Source organism: Colwellia sp. 12G3 (assembly GCF_002836775.1).
Taxonomy (GTDB): Bacteria; Pseudomonadota; Gammaproteobacteria; order Enterobacterales; family Alteromonadaceae; genus Colwellia.
This window is the reverse complement of the sequence record NZ_PJAQ01000001.1, coordinates 1-12489: the sequence shown is the minus strand read 5'-3', so window position 1 is coordinate 12489 and position 12489 is coordinate 1. Positions and strand designations below refer to the sequence as shown.

General features: G+C 37.5%; 12 protein-coding genes. 9 read left to right on the top strand and 3 right to left on the bottom strand.

The window, feature by feature from the left end; all coding sequences use genetic code 11:
- Positions 1–16 precede the first annotated feature (16 nt).
- Positions 17–427: a hypothetical protein gene (locus tag CXF71_RS00060; protein ID WP_101230958.1), complete on the top strand. Its 411-nt coding sequence runs from the start codon at positions 17–19 to the stop codon at positions 425–427.
- Here CXF71_RS00060 and CXF71_RS00055 read toward each other — a convergent pair.
- Entirely contained in the window at positions 411–2258 is a 1848-nt protein-coding gene (locus CXF71_RS00055) for a sensor histidine kinase (RefSeq protein WP_101230957.1), read from the bottom strand. The genes CXF71_RS00060 and CXF71_RS00055 overlap by 17 nt on opposite strands.
- A complete protein-coding gene (locus CXF71_RS00050; RefSeq protein WP_101230956.1) occupies positions 2245–3507 on the bottom strand; it encodes an ABC transporter substrate-binding protein in 1263 nt (420 codons plus the stop codon). Before CXF71_RS00050 ends, CXF71_RS00055 begins: the two co-directional genes overlap by 14 nt.
- Before the next feature lie 281 nt (positions 3508–3788).
- Here CXF71_RS00050 and CXF71_RS00045 point away from each other — a divergent pair, with 281 nt between their 5' ends.
- From CXF71_RS00045 to CXF71_RS00010, 8 genes are all read left to right on the top strand, one after another.
- Positions 3789–4196, top strand: a complete 408-nt coding sequence (locus tag CXF71_RS00045; RefSeq protein WP_101230955.1) for a MerR family transcriptional regulator — start codon at positions 3789–3791, stop codon at positions 4194–4196.
- Positions 4189–6501: a heavy metal translocating P-type ATPase gene (locus CXF71_RS00040; protein ID WP_101230954.1), complete on the top strand. Its 2313-nt coding sequence runs from the start codon at positions 4189–4191 to the stop codon at positions 6499–6501. Before CXF71_RS00045 ends, CXF71_RS00040 begins: the two co-directional genes overlap by 8 nt.
- Before the next feature lie 10 nt (positions 6502–6511).
- Positions 6512–6868, top strand: coding sequence for a cupredoxin domain-containing protein (locus tag CXF71_RS00035; RefSeq protein WP_101230953.1), 357 nt, complete (start codon positions 6512–6514; stop codon positions 6866–6868).
- Positions 6869–6966: 98 nt separating this feature from the next.
- Positions 6967–7338, top strand: coding sequence for a hypothetical protein (locus CXF71_RS00030; RefSeq protein WP_101230952.1), 372 nt, complete (start codon positions 6967–6969; stop codon positions 7336–7338).
- Between the two features lie 547 nt (positions 7339–7885).
- Positions 7886–8146, top strand: coding sequence for a DnaJ domain-containing protein (locus CXF71_RS00025; protein ID WP_101230951.1), 261 nt, complete (start codon positions 7886–7888; stop codon positions 8144–8146).
- 71 nt (positions 8147–8217) lie between these two features.
- A complete protein-coding gene (locus tag CXF71_RS00020) occupies positions 8218–8679 on the top strand; it encodes a hypothetical protein (RefSeq protein WP_101230950.1) in 462 nt (153 codons plus the stop codon).
- A gap of 190 nt (positions 8680–8869) precedes the next feature.
- Positions 8870–9517: a hypothetical protein gene (locus CXF71_RS00015; protein WP_101230949.1), complete on the top strand. Its 648-nt coding sequence runs from the start codon at positions 8870–8872 to the stop codon at positions 9515–9517.
- 63 nt (positions 9518–9580) lie between these two features.
- Entirely contained in the window at positions 9581–10501 is a 921-nt protein-coding gene (locus CXF71_RS00010) for a hypothetical protein (RefSeq protein ID WP_101230948.1), read from the top strand.
- Positions 10502–11365: 864 nt separating this feature from the next.
- Here the strand turns inward: CXF71_RS00010 and CXF71_RS00005 are convergent.
- Entirely contained in the window at positions 11366–12106 is a 741-nt protein-coding gene (locus tag CXF71_RS00005) for a hypothetical protein (RefSeq protein ID WP_101230947.1), read from the bottom strand.
- Positions 12107–12489: the final 383 nt, after the last annotated feature.

Below are 12489 nucleotides of genomic sequence, written 5' to 3'. Positions count from 1 at the left end.
GACATATCGAGGCAATATGAATCGTATTAAGCCAGCTGATAAAAATTTAAAAGTTAATCAACTATTAAATGGTATGGAAAAGTCGGTTGCTGACAGTTTTACGGCTAAACAGCGTAAAGCATTGCAAAAGAGCATAAGCACGCAAGACTGGCGCCAACACGATGTTGATTTTAGGCCTACGTTAGCAGTCCCGTTCCTACCTTGGAGCTTTTATCTTGTGTTTCTTGTTGGGGTAAATAGAAGAGGGCTTTTGCCAGCAGAACGTTTTATAGCATTTACTATGTTTTTATTGGCGATATTTATTTTTGGATTAACGATTATTGGTTGTGCTTTATTACTTCTCTATCTACTAAAATCATGGTTAGGTATTGATTTATTTCCTAATGAATCTTTAGGTATTTGGGATAATATCAAAAGTTATTTTTAACACTCTCTATTTTATTACTCGAATATTTAGTTTTTTTACTTAAATTGGTAGGAATATAAACAGAAAAACAACTACCTTTACCTTCTTCGGATGTTACTTCTATTCTGCCATCATGTTGCTTGATAATTCCATGGCTGATAGACAACCCTAGGCCCGTTCCTTGGCCTACCGGCTTAGAGGTAAAAAACGGCGTGAAAATATGTGGTAATACACCAGGAGCAATACCACTGCCGTTATCTTTAATCTCTATGACAATATCGGTTTCTTTCTGGAAGGTTCTAACAAAAATTTCGCCACTACCTGTTATCGATTGGCCTGCATTAATGAGTAGGTTCATAAACACTTGATTCAATTTACTTGGGTAAGCATAAATTATAGGCAAGGGGTCTAGTTCAACATGTACTTCACAATTATATTTGAGTTCATTGTTAACCATGTTAAGTGTTGCGGTTAAACCTTCGTTTATATCTGTTTTACTTTTAGTCGACTCTTCTATGCGTGCAAAGGTTTTCAAACTTTGCACAATCTCGGTTATTTTTTCGACACCGCCAATACTACTGGTTAATAAGGCTGGCATATCCTCGAAAATGAATTCAATATCATATTTTTTAGTTAATGCTACATGCCATTCCTTTGAAGCTTCTGTTGTTAGGTGTTCATTTATTTCTTGGTGGTATTTTTGAATGTCGGTTAAATATTCATTTAGAACATCGAGATTGCTTTTAACAAACCCTAGGGGATTATTGATTTCGTGAGCAACACCAGCGGCTAACACACCAATACTTGCCATTTTTTCTGATTGAATCAGTTGGGACTCACTTAAAATCAACTCATCATTAACTTTTGATAATTTGTCGTAACTGAGCTTTAATGAGCTTTCTCTTTGGTGCACCTTATTTGTCATGACATTGAATTTTTGAAACAACTCTGATAGTTCTTTGATGGTGATATTGTCCTGAAGTAACTCAAATTCACTACCTTTATGTAATTTACTTGTCGCTTGAGACAACAGCAGCAAGGGTTTTACAAAGTACCGGTAACCAAAAACATAGGCGAGTAGACTTGTTGCAATGAGTGCTAATAAAATTAACGTACTCAACTTGATTATCGCATCATTTAATTCTTCATTATTGGCGCTGTCGTCAAAAGTAAAACTGAAAACAACGCCAATATTTGGCCAATAAACCGAGTGCTGTTTACCGTGTCTTTCTTGTCCAAAAGAGCTTAACTCTTCACCATTCCTTGTTATTTTTATCATCAAACTATCGAGTTTTTCATCTTGTTCATCTATATCTTCGATTGGTATTAACGTGGTAAGTACACCTTCAAAATTGTTGTTATACATAATGATTACCGCTAAACACCAAAAGTAATTATCGTTGAGTTTTAGAATGGCTATATGATTAGGCGCTTCGTCGTTTATTATATCCTTTAACCAAGGTTCATTATGATAATCAGGGGCTTTTTTATCTTGCTTTGAATAAATGACATTACCTTCAAAGTCCAATAAATTTTGCTGATATTGATGGCCTAAAATAGTAAGGTCAGCCATGAAATCTTGTAATTTCCCTATATTCGCTTCTGGCTGCATTAAGGCTTGTACCATAATGGGGTTCTTTGCTTGATCGGCGAGTAAGGTAAGCCGATGCTTGAGAAATAAGCGATAGCCGTGAGTTATTGCGGTGGTTTCTCTTTTTATTAACTGCTCTTGTTGGCGTTGTGCAGAATCAACCGCATAGTTGATAACTAAAACGGTAGAAATAAGTGCGAGTGCAAAACAGCTCAAAAACACAAATCGTGCTAAGGCAAAAGAAATACTAATTTTTTTCATTAAGTACCTTATTTAAATGGATATTAGGCAATAGCTCTACACTATCATCAGCTTGGTAGTAGCCCATAGCATAATCGGTTTCATCCAGGGCCTCATGGGCATTAATGTTTTCTAAGGTATAGGGAGAATAGGGGGTTAAATAGTTTTTAATGAGTCCCTGCACGGGCTTCTTTAAATGTTCAAGGGCTAACTTAATCGTGTTAATATCGTGATGTTTATCTCCGGTTAACCCCGACTGCTTAATCGCGGTGATAAGTAGTTTGGTGAGATCATAGGCATGAACAAAACCTGTTGCTGCTTTGATGTCATTGGCCACACTAATTTCAGGGTACATAGCTATTGCTTGCGCTAGTACTTGTTGCGCTAATAATGATTGCGGTTTTGTGACAAAGGAAAATTGTGTTTGAATAAACTGTAGGTCAATTTTTTCTCGTGCTTCGCTATTGATGACCTCTGCAAAATCTCCCCCTGTAATGCCCCAATGGCTTCTTATAGGTAATTTCAGCGCTGTTTCAAGCGCTAACATCGCTTTTGCAAAGGTTTTACCTTCTGTAGCATTACCCACAAAAAATATTACATCTGCACCAGAAGATTGTGCTTGTCTTAACAAAATCTTCGCGTGATTTATGCCAAGCCCCCAGTTGAACCAGCTAATTCCCTTGGGTTTAATGCCATTGTCAGCTAACGCTTTAACCATGGTATTGTTATTTGAACGTCCCCAACCAGTATCTTCTAATAATAAAAAGGGATTTTTAAAACCTTCTTTGAACGCATGATTACTGATAAAGCTACCGGCATTACTGTCATCAATAGATAACCGGAATATCCAGTTGTTGTTATCTGTTGCACGCGTAATAGGTCCCGCGGCTGCCCAAGGATTTAAAACCAGAATGCGGTTGTTATTTATAAAATCTTTGTGGGCGAGTAATGGTGGTGAATGTAAGCCAGAAAATACTAATAGTGCATTGCTATCAGCAAGGAAAGCTTCCAAATTTCTTTTACTACGCAGCGAGCTTCCTCTGTGATCTTTCGCAATGATCTCAAACTGATAACCATTGATGTGGAAGTTCTCTTCGGCTAATGCGACATTGATGCCTTGCTGTATTGAAAGGCTAGCAGTTTTGGTTCCTGTGAAGTCGGCGTCTAGGTAAATGCTATAGTTTCCATTAGCCGTTGCCGGAAGTGTCATGAATAAAATGAGAAATAAAGCGACTATATTTATTGTTGTTTTATTGAGGTACCTTTCCATTTTATCTATTCCATTGTTTAGCGATAAAGCTAAGTGACATCGCGACATTATTTTAACTATATAAAATAGTTATAGTAAAAATACTTACTTATTGCCTATTTCATCTTATTTTTAATTACAGCTTAGTGGGAGTAATTTTTTAGCAGGTATAAACCACGTTTTTTAGTTCTACTATGAAAGTTTCTACTTAGTAAAATAGTCAGGGTAACTAAAGCTTGATCTGTGTCTTAGACACAGGTGTAAACTAGGTGTAGGTTATAATTACTAGATAGGGGGATGCAATGAAAGTAACAGAATTTGCCAGTTATATGAGCACAACACCTGATACAGTTCGTTATTATACTCGAATTGGTCTGCTGACACCGAATAAAAGCGCCGCAAATGGCTACAAAGTCTTTGGCAAGCTAGAAATAACAAGATTGAAGTTTATACTTAGTGCAAGGCAATTAGGTTTTTCTGTCGAAGATATCACCGATATTTTAACGCAAGCGGACAAAGGTCATAGTGCTTGTCCTATGGTAAGAGACATTGTTGAACAAAGATTGGTTGCCACTGAAAAGCAGTTTCAAGAAGCAATGCGATTAAGAGAAAGGTTAAAAAAAGCGATAAGTGATTGGCAAGACAAACCCAATAATGAACCGACAAGTAAAATGATTTGCCATCTTATTGAAGGAGAAGACGATGAATGAACTAAAAGACAATTTTGCAGGAGCCAAAATCGCAGCAAAGAGTTGTCATCCTGATGAAAGTCATGCTGCTCATTTTAATCAGGAACTTATTATCGAAGGTGCGGGCTGCGCAAGTTGTGTTGGTAAAATTGAAAAAGCATTGATAGCCGTGGCAGGGGTTAAACAGGCAACAATGAACTTTGTCTTAAGAACCGTTTCAGTCACTGGCAATGTCGACACAAAGACATTAATAAAAGCCGTTGAAAGCATAGGTTATAATGCAAAGGCCACCTCAGATTCAGGTGATGAACAGTTACTTAATGAAAAAGAACAAGCCGAACAAAAATATTATCAACGTTTAATGCGCCAAATGTGGACTGCATTGGGACTTGGCATACCTTTGATGCTTTACAGTATCGCTGGTGGGCCTATGACAGTAGCAACGATATTTGAGCGCGGTGTTTGGTTTACTGTCGGATTATTTTGCGCTGGCATAATGTACTTTTCAGGCAAACATTTTTATGTAGGCGCTTGGAAATCATTTGTGAATCATTCCGCCAATATGGATACGCTCATTGCCCTAGGTACGGGTACTGCTTGGCTATATTCCATGGTGGTGGTTTTCTTTCCTCTGGCATTGCCCGAAATGGCCAGACATGTTTATTTTGAAGCAACCGCCATGATTATCGGTTTAATTAATTTAGGTCTAGCGCTGGAAGTCAAAGCACGGGGCCGAACGAGTGAAGCGATTAAAAGGCTAATAGGTTTACAGACAAAAACTGCGCGTGTGGTACGTGATAAGAAAGAAATTAATATCGCTATCGAGCAAGTTCTACTCAATGATATTGTTCGTATTCGTCCTGGCGAAAAAATCCCCGTAGATGGTATTGTGACACAAGGGCACACCTCAATTGATGAATCCATGTTAACAGGTGAGCCAATGCCGGTTAAAAAAGCGGTAGGCGATGAGGTTGTTACAGGAACGCTAAATAAGTCAGGTTCAATATTATTTAAAGCGACCCGTATTGGTAAAGATACAGCCCTAGCGCAAATCATCAATATGGTCAAACGCGCTCAAAACTCAAAGCCTCCTATTGGCCGTTTAGCCGATATGATTGCTGCTTACTTTGTCCCTGTTATCATGATTATCGCTATTGTCAGTGCCTTAGCTTGGCTTAATTTTGGACCAGATCCAGCCATTGCCTTTGCTGTGATATCGGCGACCACAGTGTTAATTATTGCTTGCCCCTGTGCATTAGGATTAGCAACACCTATGTCAGTTATGGTTGGTATCGGTAAAGCGGCTGAAGCCGGTGTACTGATTCGTAACGGTGAAGCATTACAAACGGCTTCTAAAATCACCGCAATGATATTAGATAAAACAGGCACTATTACTGAGGGAGCCCCCAAAGTGACGGACTTTATCATTGTAGATAATTCTTATAGCGAAAATGAGATGTTAACGTTAGTTGCTAGTTTAGAGAGGGGCTCTGAACACCCTTTGGCGCAAGCAATCGTAGAATCTGCCATCGAACGTGACCTTGATTTAGAAAATGTAAGTGATTTTCTCGCTATTACTGGGCATGGAGTATCAGCGACCTTCAAAACTCAACAGTTACTATTTGGCAATCAAAAGTTGATGTTAGAAAATGGTATTGCCCTTAACAACTTTGTTGAACAGGCACAAGCACTTGCTGATGAAGCGAAAACGCCAATGTACTTCGCTATAGATAACACGTTGGCCGCTATTATTGCGGTATCGGATCCAATAAAAAAGGATTCTATTTCTGCGATAAAACGTCTGCAAAAAAATGGCATTCGAGTCGTAATGATCACCGGAGACAATAACGCGACTGCACTAGCCGTGGCCAAAAAGGTGGGCATCACTGAAGTATTCGCGGAAGTATTGCCACAAGACAAATCTAGAAAAGTGGCCGAGTTACAAGCACAAGACGAAATTGTTGGGATGACGGGTGATGGCATTAATGATGCGCCAGCTCTAGCATTAGCTAATGTTGGCTTTGCCATTGGTACAGGTACTGATGTTGCGATAGAAAGTGCTGATATCACCTTGATGCGAGGTTCATTACATGGCCTTGCTGATGCGATTGCCATAAGTAAGGCAACGTTGCGTAATATCAAACAAAACCTTTTTGGTGCTTTTATTTATAACGTTGCAGGGGTGCCATTTGCTGCGGGGGTATTATATCCGTTTTTTGGTATTTTACTTAATCCGGTTATTGCCGGAGCAGCAATGGCTTTTTCATCATTAACCGTGGTGAGTAATGCCAACCGATTACGCTTTTTCAAAGCGAAGGACCATTAGGAGATTCGTTATGATGATGATTAATATTGCAGGGTTAGTCCTTATATCGCTCATTATATGGTGGTTTTGGTTGTATAAGCCAAAGGCTGTTGATGCTGCGATCGATAATGAGATTAAGATTGTGGTGAATAACGGTATTTACCAACCCGCAAGGATAAAAATTAAAGCAGGACAGCAAACCGTTCTTCAGTTTATTCGTAAAGACAGTAGCCCTTGTGCGGCTATGGTGATATTTCCTCACGTTGACATAAGTGAAGAACTACCGCTTGATATCGATAAATCAGTGCTACTGCCACCTATGACATTGGGAGAATATCCATTTCATTGTCAGATGCAAATGTATCAAGGTACGCTGATAGTAGAATAAGCCTTGTTAGTAAATGACGGCATCACTGATAACTAACCTGAAAGCATCAAGTACCATTATGTAGGGTTCAGGTTAAAGAGTAACTATAGGAGGATCACATGACTGATTTTGACCACCGAGTAGGCGTTAAAGAAGCAAACTTAGTTATTAGGAACTTACGATTAATAAATGTTACTGATGACAACAGAAATGCGTTGATGGAAGATATTGATCATCAGTTTGGGATTGATGAGGTATCGTATAAGTCCACCGACGCTACCCTTTACCTCGCCTATGATGCAACGAACATAAACCTTGATGGTATTGAAGAAATCATTAAAAAGCATGGTGCTGACATCCATAATGATTGGTGGACACATACTAAAGATCAGTATTACAAATTCGTTGACCAAAACGTTAAAGATAACGCAACCCATGTGCCTTGGAGTTGCCACAAACCGCCTTCAGGTACAGGTAGAAAACACAAATAGTGAGTATTATCGTTATATACCCAAGCTCCTTGATAATGCGTGTTTCAGAGTTACTCAGGTGAGGTAGCACAAGGTACATCAATGGAGGAATGCTTATTGCCTTTCAAATTGATATTACGCTGTGATTACTTACCTGAGAAACTCCCTACGGGCGGGTTTTAAATGGCCAACTACCGCGTTATTGATAATAAGCATAGAATGACTATGCTTAAGATAAATACTTTGCAATTACCCCTGTAAACTCCCACTGAAATCATGCATTTCCAATGGGTTTGGTTATAAGTAAATAAAGTTAGCAAGAATGTGATGATTAGATTAAAATACTTTTAACATTTATCCCCTAAGTTACTCAATATATTAGTCTAATTGATATGCTATCTTGTTTGAGCTATATTCGGCTTTCATAAGCATTCGCTTATATATTTAGCAATATTATCAACTTCTTAAATCAACGTTATTGATTGAATTAGTACCATTTCTTAGGGTAAACAAGTACATTTAATCATGTTGTTAAGGTAAACCTTCAACAAGAGGTCGTAGTAAAAGTATGGATTATTTTGAACAGTTAGGTGTCGGTAGAGACGCATCGACCATTGAGATCAAAAAAGCCTATCGAAAACTCGCTAATAAATATCACCCAGATAAAAATAGCGGCAGTGAAGTTGAAGAAATATTTCAATTAATTAAAAAAGCTTATGATGCTATTGTGGATCCTAAAAAGCGTTCTTTATATTTGAAAAGTAACTATACAGTTATTACAGACCCCCGAGAGGTTGCTGATTCATTTTGGCACAATGCTTTGAGTTAAACGCCAATCAATACTCTCTATAAAAATGCACATTACGCTTAATTAGAAAACACGCAATAAAGGAATACTCTTTGCAATCTGACAAAAACATACCTAATTATTTAACTGATGATTTTTCTATGTATTTAGAAAATATGACCTCGTTAACTGATCCCGAAAATCCTGAATTATTATCTATCTATTTATCGAGTTTATTTGACCAGTTAAAAACGACACCTTTGTTATTCAAGGGGATGGTCGATCAATTGGCGATGGCTATCACAACAAAAATTAGAATTGATAGTAAAAATTTGGCACTCGTTGATTTAAGCGAAGAGCCAACTTGGATGGAAGTAAAAGCATTCGTTGGTGTTCACGCCGATGCCCGAGCCTGTATAACTGAAATGATGAACCATGCAGAACAGGATTTAAAAACTGCCGTATTATTGATTCATTATTATAATCGTTATGATGCTACACCCTTAAAAGCCGTAGAAGATGATTACGAACAAGTCGATGATTATGCATCAGATGACTTTGATGAAAACTATTAGCTTTTAAACGACTACCAAGTTAAACAATCGCTTTTCAAATCACTATCTTTTTTGAAATACTGATGGTCCTAATTGATTGAATTAGATCGTCTAATGAAAAATATATTAACCAATGAATTATCTATTTAGAGTGCTGTAGCATGTTCTATTTTTTATTTTACTTGGTATAAATACCCTCTAAGGAATAACCGTGACAAATAATGCACTCATTCTAGCCACCGATATTATCGAATTAGCTCAACAAAGCGGTAGACGCGCAGGCACTTCTTTAGAGGCTATCGCTTCTGAGCAAGGTGATGAAACTATGTTAGCTGTACTAACCGAGATGGATATTCTAACGGTCGCTAAAATTGTTAGAGAACACGATGCCACCATTCCTTCTATCGCTACCTGGTTAATGGATGCGGAGTCAATTAAGCAGCTACTAAATGTTGAACCATCTTATTGGCAAAATATAGATGAAGACCATGTTTTCTGTGCGCAAACGGAAGCACATAGCTTATTGTCACAAATTTTTCTTTCTTCAGATGATGAAGAAAAACAGTTAGAAGTCTTAAAAGCCATTGTAGAAGATGACTTTGGCCTTTTATATCTGTCTCTGCCATTTGTCGGTCATGATTTTTCTGAAATTGAAGAAGACGAAGAGCAAACATCAGGCAGCATTGAAGAACTATTGATGAAAATCAAGAGTTTAGATGAAGACGCTTATCGTGAAGTGATGGTGGTAAGTACCAATGGCTCGTTAGAAAACGTTGAGAAAGCGTTGAAAGACAATGCAAATAAGCAACGCGTTACCTCAGTGGCAATAGATACTGATGATATGTTCGCACCACTTTAGAATATCAATAAACACCTATCACCCTAGTGGTTATGAACAGTTTTATATAAGTAGGATTCATTAATGAGAATTGCAGAGTTAAGAAACCATCCGTTTCTACTTTTGGTCTTAAAAGACGGAGAAGATGAAGGCTATTTTTCTCCCGAGTTGGTGCATAAAATTAAGCAACAATTAGTTGATATGTCTTTGAGGATCGCCTCTGATAATTTATCAATCATTTATGCGGATCAAATTAACAAAGGCTGTGAAATTGTACTGGGTATTAGCAACTTAGGTTTACTCGAACTATGTGATAACGATGCTGATAAAGCCAAAGAGATTATAAAAACGCAGGGTATTGTTTATTGCTTTAGGGCCGGTTGGGCTAAATATGCGCAATTAAAGAAGATATCTCCTTCGTATTTTGAAAGTATCTCAATCACCACGTATGCTTTAGGTATCAGTGATACATCGGATATTAGAGTATTACATGCCAGCTTAATGAAAGAAGGCTATAAAAGCGCAAAACTTTTAGATGTATATAAAAACATCGCCGCGAGTTATTGTGCAAGTACGCTACTGATTGATAATGACGAAGATGTTTTATTGTATGAATTACAACGATTTCTTAATAGCGCTATTGCCTTATTACTGATTGATTCAGATAGAAAAATGTTTACCAGTTCTTTATATCAGCAATTTAATACCTACCTTATTAGTACTGACAAAGACGTGTTACTTGAAAAAATAGAAACGTGTATTGTAAAACTCACGGGACAATTGTCGATACTCACTAAAAGTTACTTACAAGAAATAGAGCTATTAGATTTTTCTGAATTTAAAAGCATCATTAATCAGCAGATTGATGTTGCCATTCATATACAAGAAATATTAGAACTACCCATTACAGTCGCTAATGAATTACATGATGACTTTGAGGGGGGCTATGATTTTCATGCAGACGATGAAGATGACCTCGCTTATTTAATGCCTGACGATAGGTAAATCATCTGAATTTATAGCGTTATTAGCTAAGTAAGTGAGGGTAATCACGGCAAGAGCCTACCAACTTATCTATCAGATACCGACATTAAGAAAGCCCGTTAGGAAAGTTTCGGGCTTTTTGCTTTTCAGAACATTGTTGTAGAAGCTAAATAAAGTTCGAAACAAAAACCCCAAGCAAGCCTACTTATGCCGTTGAGCAAAAATGGCCTTTTGTGAATAAAGATAGGAACAAATGTGGTAGTAAGTTTTATTTAATAAAAAAGTACCAAAAACACTTCAAATAAAGTTGGAACCTGACTTCAACTAGTATAAGTCAACCTTAATAATCATTCGAAACACATCATGAAATGACTGTGTTAACGTCTTCTGCGCTTAGCGAAAGCTTCAAGTGACTAAATTAAAACTTCGGCTCCTAGCCAAAAGCGGAAGTTAGCTTTTGAATTACTAACGGCAGTTCAACGAGCATGAAACTGACATTAAGATTTTGTGAAACGATGAACTATAAGAACAAATTTAATCAAAATTTACTGGATGTATGTGTGACTGGCTTATGCATCTTTGCTGACGGTGGAGTTCAATTACAAATTCACTACATCCCTTGGTCAGCCAAAAGAAAAAACTGTAGATGCAACGTATTCTTCGCTCTGTCTTGGTGGGCCATCATACTTGTAACCAATCGTTTTATATCCATTTTTCGCACTTACCAAGCCCTCGCGATCAAGAAGGTTAGCTACCTGTTGGCCAATCCGATAAACGAATCCTTCTAAATGGTAATTGTGGATAATGCCGCATATGGCCAAGATAATTTGTTAGGGTGCTACTTAATTGATGGGCAAATATATACGTTAAGACAGGTAATAAAAACTATATTTTTGTAATATTATATTTACTGAGTAACGATTTTATTAAACGGTCGTTGCATTTCATAAAGGCATTGAACTGGTCAATAATGTCTTTGCCGTGAATAGTTGACAGATAATAATGATTTTGAATAAAAGGTAGTTTTTTTGCGAATCTAATGGGTGCCTTGCCTTTAAATAATAGAGATGTTTGATGTTTGGCTACGTCTATATTTATAAATGCACCATCAATTATTCCCTTATTGACTGCTAATAATAACTCTGAGGTATTGCTGAACTCTATCAATTGAATTTCATTTCTAGCTATTTTTTCAACAAAGGGAACTGGCGTAAAACCTCTAATAGTCCCCAAAATTTCAAGCTTGAATGTTTCAGAGTCAATATTTTCTGCTTCAACCATTACACCACCAATATCTTGGATAATGGGATCACTATAAATCAACGGCAAACTCGACTTTGAGTGATAAATGGAACGCCACTTGGGGTTATCAGGAAACTTCAAATCGATGCTTTTATCAACCAACAAAGATTTAAAAAGCCGGTTAACCGGTAAAGGCACATAGTTGATGTCTACGTTGCTTCGCGCGCTAAATTCATCAAAGAGCTCCCGAGCAAATCCCGAAAACTCATCTGATTGATTGTCTGACCGGCCAAAAATAGGGAAGTAAAAAATATCTTCTGTGCCTAAATTGGTCTCGACAGCAAATGTAGGAACACACAGGAAAAGTAACGCAAGTCCTGTCATCAACCTCTTTTTGGTCACTCTAACCTGACCACATCCTATCGACAATATACGCCCGCCTACTTGTTAAAATTAAAAATTTCGTCCAAAAAACACTCGTTTCTTTGTGATAATTATGAACCAACTGTAGCTGTTTGACAAATTATAAAGTACACAACTGTATTTAATTAATTTATGCGCTGTTAAGCGTCATAAATGGTGATGTAGCCACCTTTATAGCTTACTTGGTACAGTTTAGCGCTTGGTAAGGCATTCCTACATAGTCAATCAATAGTGCTATTCCGGCTGTCTGCTTGTCGGATCACTTGTCGCTAGATAAGCCAAGGCTAATGTACGGTTTCGTATCATTGTTAACATTAAGCTAGTGACCATTAGAGACTTCTTCA

Bases quoted from the DNA above. Each gene is read 5' to 3' on its own strand.
- CXF71_RS00035 (WP_101230953.1), top strand. From the start codon at position 6,512: ATGATGATGATTAATATTGCAGGGTTAGTCCTTATATCGCTCATTATA.
- CXF71_RS00060 (WP_101230958.1), top strand. From the start codon at position 17: ATGAATCGTATTAAGCCAGCTGATAAAAATTTAAAAGTTAATCAACTA.
- CXF71_RS00050 (WP_101230956.1), bottom strand. From the start codon at position 3,507: ATGGAAAGGTACCTCAATAAAACAACAATAAATATAGTCGCTTTATTT.
- CXF71_RS00030 (WP_101230952.1), top strand. From the start codon at position 6,967: ATGACTGATTTTGACCACCGAGTAGGCGTTAAAGAAGCAAACTTAGTT.
- CXF71_RS00040 (WP_101230954.1), top strand. From the start codon at position 4,189: ATGAATGAACTAAAAGACAATTTTGCAGGAGCCAAAATCGCAGCAAAG.
- CXF71_RS00045 (WP_101230955.1), top strand. From the start codon at position 3,789: ATGAAAGTAACAGAATTTGCCAGTTATATGAGCACAACACCTGATACA.
- CXF71_RS00005 (WP_101230947.1), bottom strand. From the start codon at position 12,106: ATGACAGGACTTGCGTTACTTTTCCTGTGTGTTCCTACATTTGCTGTC.
- CXF71_RS00025 (WP_101230951.1), top strand. From the start codon at position 7,886: ATGGATTATTTTGAACAGTTAGGTGTCGGTAGAGACGCATCGACCATT.
- CXF71_RS00055 (WP_101230957.1), bottom strand. From the start codon at position 2,258: ATGAAAAAAATTAGTATTTCTTTTGCCTTAGCACGATTTGTGTTTTTG.
- CXF71_RS00010 (WP_101230948.1), top strand. From the start codon at position 9,581: ATGAGAATTGCAGAGTTAAGAAACCATCCGTTTCTACTTTTGGTCTTA.